The organism is Nocardia sp. NBC_00508, assembly GCF_036346875.1.
Lineage (GTDB): Bacteria > Actinomycetota > Actinomycetes > Mycobacteriales > Mycobacteriaceae > Nocardia.
Genome location: NZ_CP107852.1, coordinates 556126 through 573937, shown reverse-complemented (window position 1 = coordinate 573937; position 17812 = coordinate 556126). Strand labels below are relative to the sequence as shown.

Below are 17812 nucleotides of genomic sequence, written 5' to 3'. Positions count from 1 at the left end.
ACGAACGCCGGTGATGGGCATGGCTCAGCCCGGTCGGAGGTTCGTGACTGGCAGGCCATGCTCGGCGCGCAGGCGCGCCGCCACGAGCGAGCGGTGGCATGCCTCCGGATCGCGTTCGACACAGAAAAGGACGGTCGCCGAGTCGCTCGGAAGCTCGGCCACGAGCGCGCCGAGGTCGAACGGGTCGAGGATCTCACGGGTGTAGCGCTCGGCGTACTCGGGCGCCAGCGCGATGCGGTTGCGCTTGCCCACGCCCTGGCGGTCGTCCTCGCGGTACTGGAGCTGGCGCAGCTCGGTTGTCGGCGCCAGTTCCTTCACGTGCCGGTAGCCGATGTCCGCCGCGGCGAGCGCGCGCTGGAGCCGCGCCGAGTTCGCCCAGGAGTAGTCGGGGCCCCGGACGCCGCGGCGCTGGCGGAGGTCGAGCAGCGACCCCACGCCCGCGCCGGTGAGCTTGTCGAGGAAGGCTCCGGCCGTGAAACCGTAGACGCCGATTGTCACTATTCTGAGCACCGGAAAGCACCCACCTGCCTGCTACTCGTGCCGGTTCGACCGGCAGAGGCGGCGAGGTCGCATCACGCGACGGCGGTCCCCTCGAGCTCGACCATCAGGCCGGGGATCGCCAGCCGTGTCACCCCGAGCATCGTGGTGGTCGGTGCCACCCCGGCGGCGCCCAACCGCGACGCCAGCACGCCGTAGTGCTGGAAAAGCAGATCGACGTCGGTGGTGTAGACGTTGAGCCGGACGAGGTTCGCGAGGGACATGCCGGCCTCGCTGAGAATGGCCTCCAGGTTGTCGACGCTCAGCGCCAACTGCGCGGCCATGTCACCGGCATGTTGGGGCTTGCCGTCGCCGCTCATCGCGGTCTGCCCGGAGCAGTACAGCGTCCGGGTGTGCCCGGAGACGATCTCGCCTTGGCTGTACCCCATCTCCACCGACCACGTCCACGGGTTGACCGTTGCCCGTTCCATGGCCCCATCAGCTCCGGCCGATTCATCGAGAGTACGTACGTCCATCGGCTCGGTAGCCATCTTCTTTGTCATGCTGGTCAGCCTGTCAGCAATACACGACACCTTGTGTCGTGTATTGCTGACATAATTTTCGTATGCGAGCTGACCGGTTGGTCTCGCTGGTGCTGCTGCTGCGCCGGCACGGTCGGCTGTCCGCGGCCACGCTGGCCCGCGAGCTGGAGGTATCCACCCGCACCGTGCTGCGCGACATCGAGGCGCTGTCCGCGGCCGGCGTCCCGGTCTACGCCGAACGCGGCCGGCACGGCGGTTTCGCATTGTTGCCCGGTTTCCAGACCGAGCTCACCGGACTGAATCACGACGAGGCACTTGCCCTGCTGGTCGCCGGATCACGGCGTGGTGGGCAGGCATTCGGCCTCGGCTCGGCGCTCGCTTCGGCCATGCGCAAGGTGGTCGACGCGCTACCCGAGAGCTCTCGGGCCACCGCGGCCGGCGCGGCCCAGCGATTCCTCGTCGACCCGGAGGCCGACCTCCTCTCGCGCCGGCTGGTCGCTGAGGAGGTGCCCGACGCCATAGTGACCGAGGTCCGGCGCGCGGTGTTCGCCGGCCACAAGCTGCGCATCCACTACGCGGCTGTCGACCAGACCCCGAAGTGGCGCACGGTGGACCCGATCGGGCTGGTCACCGTACGCGACCAGGGCTACTTGCTGGCCACGAGGTCTGGCGCGGACCGCACCTACCGGCTGTCCCGGGTCTTGGCGGCGGAGGAACTCCCCGAACCCGCACAGCGACCGGACCGGGTCGATCTGGACCGGGCCTGGCAGGAACGCAGCACGCAGTTCCGGACCGGCGGCGACCAAGTCACCGTGCTGGTACGGGTGCACCCGGCACGGCGGGAGGACCTGGTGGGCACCGCGCTGGCCGTCCGCGACGAAGCAGCCGACGCAGACGGCTGGCTGCGGATGGAGGTGACCTTCCAAGATCCGAGACACGCCGAATGGGCGGTGTGGCAGCTCGCCACGAACGCGGAAGCCCTGGCCCCGCAGTGGTTGCGCACCTCCCTGCGCAACCGCGCCGCCGCGATCGCCACCTGCTACGGGGTGTCATCCTGAGAGTTGCCGCCTTCTGCGGGCAATGAAAACGCCACCTTTGGACAACGCTGGTCGGCGATCCCGCGCGCACCGCCGCCGAGCGGCTCCACCGGAATCCTCGACGCTGAGGAGACGTCATGCCGAGCGCATAGCCGGAAAGATCTCCTACAGCCGCGAGGAAGCCGAAGCCGCGCGGGCCCCGAGCTGCCGAACCAAGGTCGTCTGTGACACCGCCTACCGGTGGGATCTCGACACCGCCTGCGATCCGAAGACGTTGGTACAGGCGAATATTGACATCACCAGGGTTCGTTGGTGATAGGTCGGCTAGCGCGATCCCCCGATGGGATGGTCTGGCACTTTCAACCCGCCACTGTCGAGACAGAACCAATGCCAGCCACCATTCAGGTGATGGAATGCGCCATGCGGGGGAGGCGCGCCGGTAAGCTGGGCGAACCCTCCGCCCCCGCTCGAGCAGTTGCGCGCTATGGGGCTGGTCCTGAAGTAGATACCCCGGTCGAAGCGGTCCGCACTGTCAATGCGGTAGAGGCCGAGCCGGTGACCTTCGAACGTCCGCGGATCGACACCGTCGCGCACCTGCTGTGCGGCATCATCGAAGCTGTGCGCCGAGAAGTACCAGCGCACAGCGATCGGTAGGTCTGCGCTCCAGGCAGCTACCGTGAACGCCACCACCAGCGCAGGCGCAAGCAGGGGACTGAACTCGGGTACCCGAAGCCGCCGGGATACGACTACCCGGGTCAGGTAGCCGACGATCACGCAGAACAACCCGAACGCCACGCTGATCAAGAACAACCACAACAGCAACGACTCGGTGCCATCTGGGGCACTGGCCCGGACGAGTGCCCCCAGGCAAGACGCAACTGTGCAGGCGAGGAACAAATACCAGGCGAGCTGTGACCGCAGTCGTCGCTTCTCCCGTCGACCGGGAAGGCTGTCGGACTGCGCCGTGCTCATGCCGGAAGCCTAGCCTCGATCTCTCGCCGGGCCGTCGCCCGGCGTGATCGGGTTCGGATCAGGATTTCAGATCCTTGTCCGGGGCGACCTCCCACGCGAACCCGTCCAGGTCGGCAAAGGACCCGATATCGCCGCCGATGATGATCCGGTGCGACCCGGCGCCCTCCGGTGCGACGCCGGCGTCCTTGGCGGCGGCGCGGCGCCCGTAGAGCGCCAGCTTGACCGAAGACGGTGAAGCGTCGAACTCGACGTACTTGCTGCCGAAGCTCTTCGCCACGGCCAGACCGCGGTCGACGTAGAACTGCTTGGTCGCCTTGACGTTGTCGACCCCGAGGAGCACCACGAAATCGTCGACCTCCCGGGTGGCCGGGCCGGTGTCCTTCTTCGACGACGTCGCGATCTTCCAGATCGCCCCGTCCGGAGCCTGGACGACGCCGCCGTAGCCCCAGAAGCTCTTCTTGGCAGGCTTCAGCGTCGTCGCGCCTGCGTCGAGGGCGGTGCCGATGAGGCTGTCGACGGTGCTCGGCTGAGACACCACGAGCGAAAGTATGAAGCCGCGAAAGCCGGTCGTCGGCGCCTCGGAGGCGCGCACGCGCACCTTGTCGCCGAGGCCGAACGCGGCGGCGTAGAAGGCCGCGGCGGCCGCGGGGTCGGACACCTCGAGGATGACGGACTCGACAGTGCTCTGATCAGTGGTGATGTTCATGGCAGTAACGCTATGCGCTGCTCGGTGACCGGCGCTTCTCGATTCCTGATCGGTCTGCTGGAGATCAGGCCGGGGTGATGATCTGGATCAGGTTCCCGCAGGTGTCGTCGAAGACCGCCATGGTCACCGTCCCTGCCGCCATCGGTTCCTGCGTGAACGTCACCCCCAGCCCGCGCAGCCGCTCGTATTCCGCCTGCACATCGGTGACCTGGAACGACGTGGCCGGAATGCCGTCGGCGACCAGTCCTTCCTTGTACGGCTTGACTGCGGGGTGTCCGTCCGGCTCGAGCAGCAGTTCTGTGCCCTCGGGGTCCTCCGGTGAGACGACCGTCAGCCACCGGGCCTCGCCCAGCGGGATGTCGTGCTTCTTGGTGAAGCCGAGCACCTCGGTGTAGAAGTCGAGGGCCTTCTGCTGGTCGTCGACGAACACGCTGGTGACATAGATCTTCACGGTGCTTGTCCTTTCCTGCCGACCGGCCACCGCTCGAAGATGGCGGCCAGGGGAGTGGTGTCGAGGTGGTGGAACTTGTACCGCCCCTGCTTGCGCGTCGTGATCAGCCCCGCCTCCTCCAGCACTGCCAGATGCTGGGATACGGCCTGCCGGGTCAGGTTGAGCTGATGTCGACTCGTCAGGCGGACGCAGATCTCGAACAGAGTCTGACCGTCGCGCTCGGTGAGCTCGTCGAGAATGGTCCGCCGGGTGGGATCGGCGAGGGCCTTGAAGATATCGCCCATGGGCCAACAATAGGCAAGTAGTCACTTGCCTGTCAATATCGGTGAGATCGGAATGCGCCATAGGCTGCGGTCCGCTGTCCTACCTGTGCGTGGCACGCAAATCGGCAGTCCGGATCGTCGTCCCGCCACGGGCAAGCACGATCAGCGGTATTCCGGTTTGTTCAGGCTGCTGGTTTCGCCTCGAAGTAGCTGGAAGGTCGATACCGGTACACCGGTTCGCTCACTTTCGGTCAGGGCCCGATGCCAGTAGGTCCGCACGGCGTGCGCCAACGCCGTGTCTACTCCGGCAGCCGTGGCGGTCTGGACGACATGCTGCGCGCCTGCTGCCATCATCCGCAGATGTGCGATATCGCGCCATCCGCCGGTGGCGGCCATAGCGGCCACCGCGGCATACAGATCCGCCATATCGCCCATCGACCGTTGCGCGTACGGCAGGAATCGTTCGATCGATTCGCCGGATCGATCGATCATGGCCAGTGCCTGCTCGAACGCGAGCAGCCCGGGCAGGAACATTGCCAGGACCGCCTGGTAGTAGAGCTGTGCGATCCCATCGTCCTCGCCGAGGTACTCTGGTCGGCCCAGCGGCCGGAGCGCGTCGGCACATGCGGCGAAGACGTCACGAGGGCCGCTGTAGAAGATATAGGCGGCTGAACTCCCCACGCCATCGCTGTCGGCCATGACTCCGCCGGCGAGGAATCGACCACCACGTGCACGAATCCATGCCCCGGCCTTGCGTGTGCTTTCCGGCGAGTCCGACGAGAGGTTGACGATCGTCTTGCCCGCCAGGTGCTCGGCCACGGGCTCGAGCACGTCGTACATGGCGGGGTAGTCGGTCAGGCTGAGGACGATCACCTCGCCGGCACTCAAAGCCTGTCCCACGGTATCCGCTCGCACGGCGCCGAATTCCACCACAGCGCCGGCTTTTTCGGGGCTGCGGTTCCATACGGTCACCTTCGTGCCGGAAGCGCACAACGACCGGACCATCGCCTGTCCCATCGACCCCAGCCCCATGACCGTCACCGAACCAGCTGACTGAGACATCATTTCGTCCCTTCGAATACGGTTGTGCAGATCGTGTCGGCGCCGGACTCGATGGTGACTGCCGCTGGCCACGTCGGGAAGACCGCACTTCGGGTCCCGGTTACTTACCTCCAGGTTTGGGACAAGGTCAGAACGCCGCGGAAACCCACGGCAGTGGTGTGGATCACCATCGACCACGACGATTTCGAGGTGTGCGCCGGCGGCCCCGACACGGCTGCTCAGGCGGTGCAGGCGTGGATCAGCCGCGGTCCTGAATCCATAGAGGATGAGCAGTTGTTCGGATGCCGTACGTGGCGAACAGCTGTGTCGCGGAGCGGTCTTCGACCCGATGGAAACCAAAGGACACTCACGTAGGCGAGCCGTCCGTAAACGGAGCGATAGCGCGCGGTCCGTATTCACGCACGTCTTGTGTTCACGCTCGTCGAAACTCGGCTGGGGTGGGCTGCTCGTCGTGACGGGCGGCGCGGCGTGATCCGACCAGCAGCAGGACGCTGGCGAGCAGGAGGATCGGCCAGGGCGTGAACATGAGGACCGCAGCGCCGCCCACGGTCCAGACCCCGAGCGTCCACGCGACGAACGTCGGCGGCGCGATGCCGCGACGTTCCAGCCACAGCACCATCACGCCGACCACGACGAGCGGCACGCCGAAGCTGGCCAAACTCAGCCAGTACGCGCTGTTCGCCGAACTCATCGCCGCGAGGTCGTCGCTCCACAATCCCCCGCTGAACCAGGTTCCCGCGTGACGCGCGGCTTTCTCCACCGTCAAAGCGCCGAGCGTGTGCGCGGCCCCGAACAGCGTGATGAGCCAACCGGCCCACTTGATCATCCGACTCGCGCTCCGCTGCTCCATCGCGGCCCTCCAGATATATACGGTAGCGTACAAATCAGAGCTTAAACCCATATATACGGTTCCGTATAGAACTTGGAGCCCGCCGACCATGGTCACCGGGACCTCTGTCCCGCTGACTGGATCCGATCCAACGATCCAGCCAGCGCACCTCGAGGGACCCACTCTCGGATTGGTATTCGAGAATCCGACCTTTCCTTGTGTCCTCGCTCATCAGCCGGTAGCGGACATTCGGTCGGGGCTCGCCGTCCTCTGGTACCGGTGGTGACACCCGTCATACCGCACCCATGCGGGCCGCTCGCGACCTGGCAGATTACCTGGACGTATGTAACTGCCCTGGAAAGTGCGTACTTGCTGGGATTGCTGAGACGCACAGACACTCGGTCCGCAATGTCATGTGATAGGAGGCGTAATGATCGATCGGGAACGCACCTCGGTGACTGTGCTCGGCACCGGATCCATGGGCCGCGCGCTCGCCGAAGCCTTCCTCGCGGCAGGGCACCCGACCACCGTGTGGAACCGCAGCCCGCAACGGGCGGCTCCGTTGGTGGCGGCGGGTGCGACCCAGCAGCTCGCCATCGCCGATGCCATCGCCGCCAGCCCGGTGATCATCGCGTGCATGACCACGTTCCGAGCCACCCACGACAGTCTGGCTACGGCCGGGTCGAGGCTGAGTGGGCGCACTCTCATCACCCTCAACAGCGGAACACCCTCCGACGCACGGGAATTCGCACACTGGGCGGCCGAGCAGGGTGCGCGTTTCCTCGGCGGTGCGATCAAGAATGTGCCTTCGGCCGTGGGCAAACCGGACACGTTGCTGTATTTCGGCGGCGAGCAGACCGTCTTCGACGAGAACGCGGAAACGCTGCGGGTGCTCGGCGGTGACCTCGTCCACTTGGGCACCGAACCGGATCTGGCCGCTCTCTACGAATCCGCCGTCGGCGCCACTTTGCTGCCTGCGCTGCTCGGCTTCTTCGAAGGCGCGGCGGTGCTGGCCGCGCGTGGTCTGGCGGCACGCACGATGGTGCAGTACTCGGCCAAGTGGCTCCAGATGATCGAGTCGATCCTTCCGGTGCTGGCCGAGGAGATCGATGCCGGGGACTACACCCGGCTCGGCTCTTCGATCGCGCTGTTCCACGCCGCGATCGGCGATGACGAGCAGCTCGGGGCGGAGTCGGGTGTCGATATGTCCTGGCATGCGCCGATGCACGACCTGCTGCGTCGAGCCGTAGCCGAGGGCCGGGGTGAGCAGAGCATCACGGCACTGATCGAGCTGCTCGCGAAACCGGCCACTCAGCGATAAGGCCTCGAAACCGGCGACTTTCACCGAGGTCTGTCTTGCGTGACGCCGCGCCTGCCGCCAGGCGCGCAACGGGTGACCAGAACGATCAGGAATCGAGAAGCGCTGGTCACCGAGCCGTGGCTAACGTCTTCTCCACCGACGTTCGGCAGGCAGATCGCCGGGCCGCGGGTCGCTCGTACGCAGAGGAGGACTCAATGAACCGGAACAAGCGGGTTCGGCAGATTCACCGGTGGCTGGCCATTGTCTTTACGGTCACCGTCGTCATCACCGTTGTCGCCTTGGCGCTGGGGGGTCCGGTCTGGGTGTCCTACCTACCGCTGCCCCCACTCGCCTTGCTCCTGCTGTCCGGTCTCGCCATATTCGTGTTGCCGTATGCCACCGCGCGGCGCAGCCGACCCGCCGCGGACATCCCAGCCCGGCAGGTCGCCGAGGCCCGGGGTCGTATGTCCGCACAGTGGGTCCGGCAGCTGCACCGTTGGTCGGCCATTGTCTTTATTTCGACCGTCCTTGCCACTTTTGTCGCCTTGGCACAAGAGGAGCCTGTCGTCTGGGTGTCCTACCTGCCGCTGCTTCCGCTCGCTTCGCTTCTGTTCTCCGGTCTGTACATGTTCGTGCTGCCGTATGCCACCAAGTGGCGCAGCGCCCGTCAGGCAAGCTCCGCTGCGACCAATGCCTAGTCCGGCCTGCCGAACGAACGTTCCGAGATGACGCACTGCATCGCCGAACGCTCATCGGCATTGTCGGATGTTCGAACTTCCTACAAGCCAGGCATGTTCGATGCCGTCCGCACTGATCGGCAGGCGAATCCTGGTCGGATCAGTCCATCCGGGTGAGCTGCGCGATGATTGCCGCGGCCATCGATGCGGGGTCGCCGTGGTCCGGGCGCAGCACGATGTCCGCGTGCACAGGCGCCTCGTAGGGGTCGTCGATGCCGGTGAAGCCGCGGATTTCGCCCGCGCGCGCCTTGGCATACATGCCCTTGGGGTCGCGGACTTCGCAGACCGCGAGGGGGGTGTCGACGAACACCTCGAGGAACGGGATACCCGCCGCCTCGTGCGCGGCCCGCACTCGATCTCGGTCGGCTCGGTACGGGCTGATCAGCGAAACCACCGCCACGACACCGGCTTCGGCGAACAGTCTGGCCACCGCGCCGACGCGCCGGACGTTCTCCACCCGGTCGGCCGCGCTGAAGCCGAGATCGGAGTTGAGCCCGTGCCGCAGGTTGTCGCCGTCCAAGAGGAATGCCGGTCGGCCCGCGGCCACCAACCTACGCTCCAATTCCACGGCGACGGTGGACTTTCCGGAGCCGGACAGGCCCGTCAGCCAGACGGTGAGGCCGCGGGTGGCGCGCTCGTCGCGCTCGACCGCGGTGGAATGCCAGACCACCCGGGCGGACGGCAGGGTGGGGCCGGTGATCATGCCCGCGGCGACCGTGTTGTTGGTGGCCTCGTCGACCAGGATGAAACTGCCGGTGGCGCGGTTGCGCCGGTACGGGTCGAACAGCAGCGGCCGGCGAGTGCGCAACTGGACGCGGCCGATCTCGTTGAGCGACAACGCCTCCGCGTTCTCATCGCGATGCAGCGTGTTCACGTCCAGCCGGTAGTCCAGGGATCGGACCTCGGCGGTGGCCGCGCGGGTGGTGTGCTTGATGGTATAGGTCGCGCCGGGGGTGAGCTGGGTGTCCTCGGCGAACCAGCACACCATCGCATCCAGGTCGCGGCCCGCGTGCGGGCGGTTGTTCGGGCGGCAGATCAGGTCGCCGCGGGAGATGTCCAATTCGTCGGCGAGCTGGATGGTGACCGCCTGCGGCGGAAAGGCTTCCGCGATCGGCGTGCCGCCCGGACCCCAGATCGCCGCGACCGTAGTGGTGAATCCGGAAGGCAGCACCGCGACTTCGTCGCCCGGCTTGAACACCCCGCCCGCCACGGTGCCCGCGTAACCGCGAAAATCCTCGGCGTGCCTGCGCGTGACGTACTGCACCGGGAACCGCGCGTCGATCAGGTTGCGGTCCGAGGCGATGTGCACTTCTTCGAGGTGGTGCAGCAGGGGAGTGCCCTCGTACCACGGCATACTGGCGCCGCGGTGCACGATGTTGTCGCCGTGCAGGGCCGACACCGGCACGAACGTCAGGTCGGAGACGTCGAGTTTGGAGGCGAACCGGGCGAACTCCTCGCGGATTTCCTCGAACCGTTGCTGCGACCAGTCGACCAGGTCCATCTTGTTCACGCACAGCACCAGGTGCGGGATGCCGAGCAGGCCGGCCAGGAACGCGTGGCGGCGGGTCTGCTCCACCACTCCCTTGCGGGCGTCCACCAGGATCAACGCCAGGTCGGCGGTCGAGGCGCCGGTCACCATGTTGCGGGTGTACTGCACGTGCCCCGGGGTGTCGGCGATGATGAATTTCCTTCTGGGCGTGGCGAAATAGCGGTGCGCCACGTCGATGGTGATGCCCTGTTCGCGTTCGGCGCGCAGGCCGTCGGTGAGCAGGGCCAGGTTCGGGTAGTCGTCGCCGCGGTCGCGGCTGGTGCGCTCCACCGCGGCGAGCTGGTCGGTGAAGAGGGTCTTGGAGTCGAACAGCAGGCGGCCGATCAGGGTCGACTTGCCGTCGTCGACACTGCCCGCGGTCGCGAGGCGCAACAGAGTGGTGGTCGTCATCAGAAGTAGCCTTCGCGTTTGCGGTCTTCCATACCTGCCTCGGAGATGCGGTCGTCGGCGCGGGTGGCGCCCCGCTCGGTGACCCGCGCCGCGGCGACCTCGGCCACCACCTCAGCCGGGGTGGCCGCGGTGGATTCGACGCAGCCGGTGCAGGTGGCGTCGCCGACGGTGCGGAACCGCACTGTGGCCTCGTAGGGCTGCTCGCCGTCCAGGAGTTCGAGAAAGCGGGTGTGCGCCAAGAGCATTCCGTCGCGTTGCACCACTTGTCTGCGGTGTGCGTAATACAGCGCGGGCAGCTCTATGCGCTCGGCGGCGATGTAGCTCCAGATGTCCAGCTCGGTCCAGTTCGACAGCGGAAATATCCGGATGTGCTCGCCGGGGCGATGCCTGCCGTTGTAGAGGTTCCACAGCTCGGGGCGCTGACTGCGCGGCTCCCATTGGCCGTACTCGTCCCGGAAACTGAACACCCGCTCCTTGGCGCGGGCCTTCTCCTCGTCGCGGCGCGCGCCGCCGAAGACCGCGTCGAACGATCTCTCCTGGATCGAGCGCAGCAACGTCGTCGTCTGCAATCGATTGCGCGAAGCGCGTGGACCGGTGTCCTCGACGACGCGTCCCGCATCGATGTCGTCCTGGACCCGCCCGATCACCAGGCGCAGCCCCAAGCGCGCGACCGTGGCGTCGCGGTAGGGAATCACCTCGTCGAAGTTGTGCCCGGTGTCGATATGCAGCACGGGGAACGGTAGCGGCGCGGGCCAGAAGGCCTTGGCCGCCAAGTGCAGCATCACCACCGAGTCCTTGCCGCCGGAGAACAACAACACCGGGCGTTCGAATGTTGCTGCCACTTCACGGAATATGTGCGCCGACTCGGCCTCGAGCGCGTCCAGATGGGGTAGCTCGTAGGTGCTCACCGTCGACTTCGCGTACAGGCTCACATCGCAAAACTAGAACACGTTTCGGTCGCTGGTCAATGGTTTGCGACCGCCCGAGCTCGCCGTCACCGCGTCGGCGGCGGTGACCAGCGCCGCGCCGCGCCGCGCGATTTCGGCGCCGGTGATCGAGGCGCCGACATACATGGTGAGCACCATGTTCTGCCTGCCGTCGCCGTCGTAGGTGGGTGCGGCGAGCAGGCTCACCGCGTGCTCCTTGCGGGGTCGCAGATCCGACCCCAGATAGACCCGTTCGCCGAGGCTCGTCACCAGCTCGGCGACCAGTTCGCGCAGCTCGGGGGGTAGATCCCGGTCGGCGACCCCGGCCAGCAGCGAGTACAGCCGCCGTCCGGCAGCGGTCATGCTCTCCACCAGGAACCCGCGTTCGCGGCACTCGGCGACCACCTGGCGCAGGCGTGCCTCGTCCTGCCGCAGCGGCACCGCGGGCGGCTTGGCCAGCCAGGCGTCGAAGGCCGCGTCGGTGTCCCAGAGCACGTACATCAGGCCGACCGGCGGCGCGAAATGATAGGCCGCGCCCACCTTGACCAGGCCGGGCCCGGTGCTTTCCAGCACCATGATCTGCTCGCCGACGACGGCCGACGCGGTGCAGGTCGTGCGATAGCGCCCGGTGATTTTCTCCAGCTCCACGCGGGCGAGCGCGGAGATCGCGAAACTGTCCTGGGCCACCCGGCCCGCCGCGATCAGCGCCGGTCCGAGCCCATAGCTGCGGGTATCCGCGTCGCGCATCAGGTATCCGCCCGCCGTCAGCTCGGTGAGGATGCCCAGGCAGGTGGGCTTGGCCAGATCGAGTTCGCGGGCGAGCTCGGAGAGTCCGAAGCGTTTGCCACGCTGCTCGACGAAGAAATCCAGGACCTGAACCACCCGTGCGGTGGGCGCGGACCGACGGCCGACCATTGACCACTCCTAGAACACGTTCTAATCTTTCTCGTATCGAAATGTACCAGAGTGGTACATATTTGGAACACTGGAGAGAGCCTCTTGCTGACCCAGCCGTTCGCGGACGCCATAGCGGCCGCCGAGCAGATCATCACCGGAGCCGCGCACATCCGCACCGAACAGGACCTCGTCGAGGGCTACGACTATCTGGCGGGCAGCATCCGCGCCTCGCTGCAGATGGCCTGGGCCTACGAGCGGGACTTCCCGTTCTTCGTGCAGTCCACCGGGCCGTACACCAAGATGGGCTTGGACAACCCGGACACCCTCTACTTCCACTCCTACCTGCGGCCGGATGCGGAATACGTGGTGACCGGTACCCGCGGCACCACCCGTGACCTCAGCTTTCAGGTGCTCAACGGCGACTATTCGCCGGTGGACGTGCCCGACAGCCTCACCGCGTTCGACGATCGCGAGCTCGAGATCGGCCCGGACGGCTCCTTCGCGATCCGGTTCGGTCCAGGCGAAGCGCGTCCCGGCTATGTGCACCTGAGCTCCGACGCGGCGATGCTCGTGGTCCGCGAGGTCTACAGCGATTGGTCGACCGAGCGCGCGGGCACGATTCGCATCCAGCGCGTGGACCGGATCGGCGACGCCCCGCCGCCGCTGACCAAAGACGTGCTGACCAAGCGGTACGGCGTGGCGGGCAAGATGCTGGTCTCGCGGCTGAAGACCTTCCTCGCCTTTCCGGAGTGGTTCTATCTGAACCTGCCGGTGAACACGCTGACCGAGCCGCGCTCCACGCCGGGTGGGCTCACCACGCAGTTCTCCTCGGTCGGCCACTACGACCTGGACGACGACCAGGCCATGATCATCACGGTGCCGAAATCCGACGCGCCGTACCAGGGCTTCCAGCTCGGCAGCATGTGGTACCTGTCGCTGGACTACATCAACCACCAGACCAGCCTCACGGCCGACCAGGCGCGCGTGGACCCGGACGGCATGATCCGACTGGTGGTCAGCGAGCGCGATCCCGGCCTGGCCAACTGGATCGAACGCACCGGCCACGCCAGGGGGTATCTGCAGTTCCGCTGGCAGCGGCTGTCCAGGGACATGAAACCCGACGACGGGCCGACCGTGGCGGTCGTTTCGGTCGCCGACCTGCCCGAGCGGCTGCCCTTCTATGACCAGGCGCGCGTCACGCCGGAGCAGTGGCGCGCGCGGATCGCGGCGCGTCAGGTGGCCGTCGCGGAGAGGATGCTGGGCTGATGTTGTTGCAGGACAAGGTTGTCGTGGTTTCGGGTGTCGGGCCGGGACTCGGCCGTGCCATCGCCGTGCAGAGTGCGAAGGCGGGCGCGGACGTGGTGCTCGCCTCGCGGACGGAGTCCCGCCTGACCGAGGTGGCCAAGGAGATCACCGAGCTCGGCAGGCGCGCCGTGGTCGTGCCGACCGACATCAATGACGAGGCCGCGGCGGTCAACCTGGTGGAGACCGCGCACAGCGCGTTCGGCAAGGTGGACACGTTGGTCAACAATGCCTTCGCCATCCCGCCCATCGTCGATCTCCTCGACGTCGACCTGGATCAGGTGCGGGCGGGCTTCGAGACCAACGTGCTGGCCGCGCTGCGGCTGACCAGGCTGTTCGTGCCCGCGCTCAGCGAGACCAAGGGCTCGGTGGTGATGATCAACTCCGCGGTGCTGCGTCACTCGCGGCGGACCTTCGGGCCGTACAAGATGGCCAAGGCGAGCCTGCTCGCGCTGGCGCAGAGCTTGGCCACCGAACTCGGGCCGAAGGGCATCCGGGTGAATTCCGTTGCGCCCGGCTATATCTGGGCCGACAACTTGAAGTGGTACTTCAACTACCTGGCGCAGCAGCGGGGCATCACCGCCGAGGAGGTCTACGCCGAGACCGCGAAGACCATCGACCTGCGCAAGCTGCCGGAACCCGACGAGATCGCCGACGCGGTCGTGTTCTTCGCGTCCGCTTTGGCGCGCGCGATCACCGGCGCGTGCCTGGACGTCAACGCCGGCGAATACCACCACTAGGAGATGAATGTGATCGGCAGGGACGACGTCGGGACCATCGACGATCTGCACGCCTCGGCGACCAAAGTGGTCGGGCTGGACGATTTCGGTACCGACGACTACCGCGAAGGGCTCGAGGTTCTGCTCGAGTCGTATGCCGAGGACGCTGAACTCACCCCGTTCGGCAACAAGGTGAACCGCGCTTTTCTGCGCGGCGCGCTGATCGCCCGGCTGCTCAGCGAGGCGTCGTGGCAGCGCTTTCCAGAACATGCCGACGTGGCGATCGAGCGTCCCATCTTCGTGACAGGGCTGCCACGCTCGGGCACCACGGCGGTGCACCGCCTGCTCAACGCGGATCCGGCCCACCAGGGGCTGGAGATGTGGCTCACCGAGATGCCGCAGCCGCGCCCGCCGCGCGAGACGTGGGCGAGCAACCCGGTATACCAGCGCCTCGCGGCCGCCTACGAGAAGCACCACGTGGAGCACCCGGAATTCATGGGTGTGCACCACATCTCGGCCGACGAGGTCGAGGAGTGCTGGCAGTTGCTGCGGCAGTCGGCGATGTCGGTGTCCTACGAGTGCCTGGCCTATCTGCCCCGTTACTCCGAATGGCTGCGCGACCGGGATTGGACTCCCGCCTACCGCAGGCACCGCCGCAACCTGCAACTGATCGGGCTCCCGGACGCTGGAAAACGCTGGGTGCTGAAGAACCCGAGCCACCTGTTCGCCCTGGACGCGATTTTCGAGGTGTACCCGGACGCGCTGATCATCCAGATGCACCGCGATCCGCGCACGATCATCGCGTCGGTGTGCAGCCTGAACGAACAGGCGTCCGCGGGGTGGTCGGAGAAGTTCCGCGGGCCGGTGGTCGGCGCGGCACAACTGGATCTCTGGGCACGCGGCGCGGAACGTTTTCTCACCGACCGCAAGCGCCACGACGCGGCACAGTTCTGCGACGTCGACTATGGCGAGTTCGTCGCCGACCCGATCGGCGCCGTCGAATCGATCTACCGCCACTTCGGCCTGCCGCTCACCGAGGAAGCGACCGCCGCGATGACCGCATTGCACGCCGAAAGCACCTCGGGCGCAGCGCGTCCGGCCCACCGCTATACCCTCCCCGATTTCGGCCTGACCGCCGAGCAAGTGGACGCCCGCTTCGGGGCGTACCGGGAGGCGCACTTCCCAGGGCGCTGACAGAGGGGAGAACCCTGGAGCGGTTCCGTCGGTGATCGCGGTGACATCGATCTGTTCGATTCCGGCGGTCGGCCCAGAGGTCGCAGTAGCAGATCGGCGCGGTCTTCTAGCCGAGCATCACGTGCTCCTTGGTGAGGAAGTACGAGGACCGTGGCAGGTCGATGAAGTTCTTCTCGTCATCGGCGAGCCGTTGGTTGGTTTGCATACCGGCTGGTGTGGCCATTGCCGTGATCAGCGCCTGTTCCGAGCGGAACCAGACTTCGGTGACGCCGTCGAAGGCCTCGCCGGTGCCGCGTGCCGTGGCGAGCAGGAGGTTGTGGGTGGAGTCTGTTGTGTGGCTCTGCACGTAGCGGTAACCCCCGAGCACCTTGATCTGCTCGGTGGCGAAGGGGCCGTGGCGGTGCAGCCAGTAGTCGTAGAACTGCGCGGGCAACAGGTCCGGTCGGCGTCGGAGGGCGCACACCAGCTTGACCGGATCGGGTGTGGTGTCCGCGGCCGCCTCGGGGGCGTGGGATGCCAGGACGGCGCACTCGAACCGCAACTCGGCCTGCTGAGCCTCATGAAGGAGTTGCCGGATCTTCTCGGACGTCGCCGCTCAGGCTGCCCGTTTGGTCGAGGACCGGGTCCGTTGGTCAGGTGAGGCCGTTGGCGGCGAGTTTGGTGTCGAGTTCGCGCAAGCTGGCCGAGCCGGGCGCGGTGTGGCTGATGGTGTCGCGGGCAACGCGGACTTCGCTGGTGAGGCGGCCGGAGCCGTGGGTGACGGCGGTGTCGGCGCTGTGGGCGATGATGCGTGCGGCTTCGTCTACTTCGCCGATCAGGCACAGCGCGACGCCCAGGCCCACATCGGCGAATCCGCGTGAGAGTGCGAAGGCCGGGTCGATGAGTTCCACGCATCGGGTTGCGGCGGCGACGGCTTGGTCGCCGACGCCGAGCTTGATGAGGCATTCGGCCGCGAATCCCGCATTCAGCGCAGGGTCGTACACGTAGGTGGGCAGGTGCGTGGATGCCACACGCTCGATGATCTCGCGTGCCTCGTCGAGTTCGGTGCGACACTCGCGTGCTCGGCCGAGTTCTGCGTGCGCCTCAGCTGCCATATCGCGGGCATACGCGAGTAGGTATCCGTCGTCGCTTCGACCGGCCCAGTAGGCGGCGGCCATGGCGTGGTCGACTCCTACACCGGGCCGCCCGCCCCTGGTGGCCGCCAGCGACATGTTGCACAGCACCAGTGCCGTCAACGACGGGTTCTCGGCTTCGTGGGCGGCGTTGCGAGCCAACTCGTAGTGGTGGCCCGCCAGGCGCAGATCGCCCGCGTCATATGACATCCAGCCCAGCGACCGCGCCAGCGACGCCCGAACCGACAACAGCCGCGACCGAAGCGGGGCGGGGCAGTCCCGCAGCAGCGCGTCCACCAGGTCCGCCTGGCCTTGCCGGACAGCGAGCACGGCCTTCGGCCCGAACGCCTCGTATTGACGCCCGACGGCGTCGAGCACGGTTTCGATCTGGTCGATGGCGGTTGCGTCGAGTTTCACGGTCAACCCGCGGGCCAGTTGCCCGCCGGTGCCGCGTTCGAGCCCGGCCAGCAGCGCGGCGGCTGGCAGCGTCCCCGCGACGGCGAGGAATTCGAGCATTTCGCGTCGATTCATGTCCAACCACGCCTTCAAGTCGGTATCGAGCATGGAGTCTAGGTCGACAACCGGCAGGACGGAGCCAAGCACGAACATACCGGCCCCGAGTGTCCTGCCCGGCTGCCGTGTGCCGGTGTAGGTGTCGTAGGCAGCCACCAGCGCACCGTCGGCGCGCACCGCCTCATCGGCTGCTTCCCAGAACTTCCGGGGTGGGAGCTGCCTGCCGGCTTCAGCGTGCGAAATGTAAGTGCGGTCCACCAGGCACCGATGCGCCACCGCCTCCTGGGTTAGCCCTGCCGCCGTCCGCAGCCGTGCCAGCACGGCACCCAACGCCCGTCTGTCATCGTTCGGACCGCTCATCAACCCCACCCCTCGAGCCGCGAATTCGAGCGTGTTCGCCACGGTAGCCCATCGCCGGGCCATTAGTGAGGGGTTGTGAGAACTCACGTGATCACCTCGCTCACATCGTGCCTCACCCGGTGTCCTGAAACCCAATGACATCCAAGCGAATCGAGGTGAACCGCTAATGCAGCCCTGGCAGGCGATAGTCCTGATCTCCGTCGGCTTGCTGGTCACGAATCTGGTCACCATCGGTGCGGTTGCTTGCTTCTGTCCAGCGCGGCGAACCGACAGCAGTCTCACCGAAATCGGGCAGCGGATCGGGGACGAGCCATCAGAGCCGCGCAATCGCGATGCGGCAATTGGAGTTTGGCCGATCAGCTGGACACACGCCGCGCCCGCCAGCCCGTTCACCGTCGATGAGGCGCACATCGTGATGCAGCAGCACCGGCGCTGCAACGCCGATGTCTGCGCATGAAAGAAGTCCGCATTCCG

20 protein-coding genes are annotated in these 17812 nt (G+C 66.7%); 7 read left to right on the top strand and 13 right to left on the bottom strand.

All coding sequences use genetic code 11. The features are described 5' to 3' along the window. Positions 1-24 precede the first annotated feature (24 nt). A complete protein-coding gene (locus OHA40_RS02455; RefSeq protein ID WP_330231433.1) occupies positions 25-510 on the bottom strand; it encodes a DUF488 domain-containing protein in 486 nt (161 codons plus the stop codon). Positions 511-572: 62 nt separating this feature from the next. Then, a complete protein-coding gene (locus tag OHA40_RS02450) occupies positions 573-968 on the bottom strand; it encodes a RidA family protein (protein WP_330234016.1) in 396 nt (131 codons plus the stop codon). 134 nt (positions 969-1102) lie between these two features. Here OHA40_RS02450 and OHA40_RS02445 point away from each other — a divergent pair, with 134 nt between their 5' ends. Further along, the gene (locus OHA40_RS02445) at positions 1103-2077 is read left to right on the top strand and encodes a helix-turn-helix transcriptional regulator (RefSeq protein ID WP_330231432.1); all 975 of its coding nucleotides are present in this window, start codon (positions 1103-1105) and stop codon (positions 2075-2077) included. 303 nt (positions 2078-2380) lie between these two features. On the opposite strand, the gene OHA40_RS02440 is transcribed toward OHA40_RS02445, so the two are convergent. The 6 genes from OHA40_RS02440 to OHA40_RS02415 all read right to left on the bottom strand — a co-directional run bounded on the left by OHA40_RS02440 (position 2381) and on the right by OHA40_RS02415 (position 6360). Continuing rightward, entirely contained in the window at positions 2381-3028 is a 648-nt protein-coding gene (locus OHA40_RS02440; RefSeq protein ID WP_330231431.1) for a hypothetical protein, read from the bottom strand. Positions 3029-3086: 58 nt separating this feature from the next. Continuing rightward, positions 3087-3734, bottom strand: a complete 648-nt coding sequence (locus OHA40_RS02435; protein ID WP_330231430.1) for a glyoxalase — start codon at positions 3732-3734, stop codon at positions 3087-3089. A 64-nt stretch (positions 3735-3798) separates the two neighbouring features. Next, positions 3799-4185: a VOC family protein gene (locus OHA40_RS02430; protein ID WP_330231429.1), complete on the bottom strand. Its 387-nt coding sequence runs from the start codon at positions 4183-4185 to the stop codon at positions 3799-3801. Further along, complete coding sequence (locus OHA40_RS02425; RefSeq protein ID WP_330231428.1) at positions 4182-4469, bottom strand: ArsR/SmtB family transcription factor; 288 nt, start codon at positions 4467-4469, stop codon at positions 4182-4184. The genes OHA40_RS02430 and OHA40_RS02425 overlap by 4 nt, the downstream gene beginning before the upstream one ends. A gap of 141 nt (positions 4470-4610) precedes the next feature. Beyond that, positions 4611-5513, bottom strand: coding sequence for an NAD(P)-dependent oxidoreductase (locus tag OHA40_RS02420; RefSeq protein WP_330231427.1), 903 nt, complete (start codon positions 5511-5513; stop codon positions 4611-4613). Between the two features lie 409 nt (positions 5514-5922). Then, positions 5923-6360 carry a DUF6463 family protein gene (locus OHA40_RS02415; protein ID WP_330231426.1) on the bottom strand — a complete coding sequence of 146 codons (438 nt, stop codon included), beginning with the start codon at positions 6358-6360 and terminating at the stop codon, positions 5923-5925. Positions 6361-6769: 409 nt separating this feature from the next. On the opposite strand from OHA40_RS02415, the gene OHA40_RS02410 reads away from it, so the two are divergent. Together OHA40_RS02410 and OHA40_RS02405 are read left to right on the top strand one after the other, a co-directional pair. Then, positions 6770-7660, top strand: coding sequence for an NAD(P)-dependent oxidoreductase (locus OHA40_RS02410; RefSeq protein WP_330231425.1), 891 nt, complete (start codon positions 6770-6772; stop codon positions 7658-7660). Positions 7661-7854: 194 nt separating this feature from the next. Then, complete coding sequence (locus OHA40_RS02405; protein ID WP_330231424.1) at positions 7855-8337, top strand: hypothetical protein; 483 nt, start codon at positions 7855-7857, stop codon at positions 8335-8337. A 139-nt stretch (positions 8338-8476) separates the two neighbouring features. Here OHA40_RS02405 and cysC read toward each other — a convergent pair whose 3' ends face one another. Genes cysC through OHA40_RS02390 form a run of 3 tightly spaced genes read right to left on the bottom strand, consistent with a single transcriptional unit; the run spans position 8477 to position 12156 of the window. After that, on the bottom strand, positions 8477-10315 hold the full coding sequence (gene cysC / locus OHA40_RS02400; protein WP_330231423.1) for an adenylyl-sulfate kinase: 1839 nt from the start codon (positions 10313-10315) through the stop codon (positions 8477-8479). Continuing rightward, entirely contained in the window at positions 10315-11247 is a 933-nt protein-coding gene (cysD, locus tag OHA40_RS02395) for a sulfate adenylyltransferase subunit CysD (RefSeq protein WP_330231422.1), read from the bottom strand. Before cysD ends, cysC begins: the two co-directional genes overlap by 1 nt. 9 nt (positions 11248-11256) lie before the next feature. Beyond that, on the bottom strand, positions 11257-12156 hold the full coding sequence (locus OHA40_RS02390; protein ID WP_330231421.1) for a helix-turn-helix domain-containing protein: 900 nt from the start codon (positions 12154-12156) through the stop codon (positions 11257-11259). An 84-nt stretch (positions 12157-12240) separates the two neighbouring features. Between OHA40_RS02390 and OHA40_RS02385 the strand changes: the two genes are divergently transcribed. Genes OHA40_RS02385 through OHA40_RS02375 form a run of 3 tightly spaced genes read left to right on the top strand, consistent with a single transcriptional unit; the run spans position 12241 to position 15353 of the window. Further along, positions 12241-13404 (top strand): hypothetical protein, encoded by a 1164-nt coding sequence (locus tag OHA40_RS02385; RefSeq protein ID WP_330231420.1) that lies wholly within the window; start codon positions 12241-12243, stop codon positions 13402-13404. Beyond that, positions 13404-14180 (top strand): SDR family oxidoreductase, encoded by a 777-nt coding sequence (locus tag OHA40_RS02380; RefSeq protein ID WP_330231419.1) that lies wholly within the window; start codon positions 13404-13406, stop codon positions 14178-14180. The genes OHA40_RS02385 and OHA40_RS02380 overlap by 1 nt, the downstream gene beginning before the upstream one ends. 3 nt (positions 14181-14183) lie before the next feature. Continuing rightward, entirely contained in the window at positions 14184-15353 is a 1170-nt protein-coding gene (locus OHA40_RS02375; RefSeq protein ID WP_330231418.1) for a sulfotransferase family protein, read from the top strand. A gap of 106 nt (positions 15354-15459) precedes the next feature. Here the strand turns inward: OHA40_RS02375 and OHA40_RS02370 are convergent, their stop codons facing one another. Together OHA40_RS02370 and OHA40_RS02365 are read right to left on the bottom strand one after the other, a co-directional pair. Continuing rightward, the gene (locus OHA40_RS02370) at positions 15460-15894 is read right to left on the bottom strand and encodes an EthD domain-containing protein (RefSeq protein WP_330231417.1); all 435 of its coding nucleotides are present in this window, start codon (positions 15892-15894) and stop codon (positions 15460-15462) included. A gap of 91 nt (positions 15895-15985) precedes the next feature. Next, the gene (locus tag OHA40_RS02365; protein WP_330231416.1) at positions 15986-17338 is read right to left on the bottom strand and encodes a helix-turn-helix domain-containing protein; all 1353 of its coding nucleotides are present in this window, start codon (positions 17336-17338) and stop codon (positions 15986-15988) included. A gap of 166 nt (positions 17339-17504) precedes the next feature. Between OHA40_RS02365 and OHA40_RS02360 the strand changes: the two genes are divergently transcribed. Next, positions 17505-17795 (top strand): hypothetical protein, encoded by a 291-nt coding sequence (locus OHA40_RS02360; protein ID WP_330231415.1) that lies wholly within the window; start codon positions 17505-17507, stop codon positions 17793-17795. Positions 17796-17812: the final 17 nt, after the last annotated feature.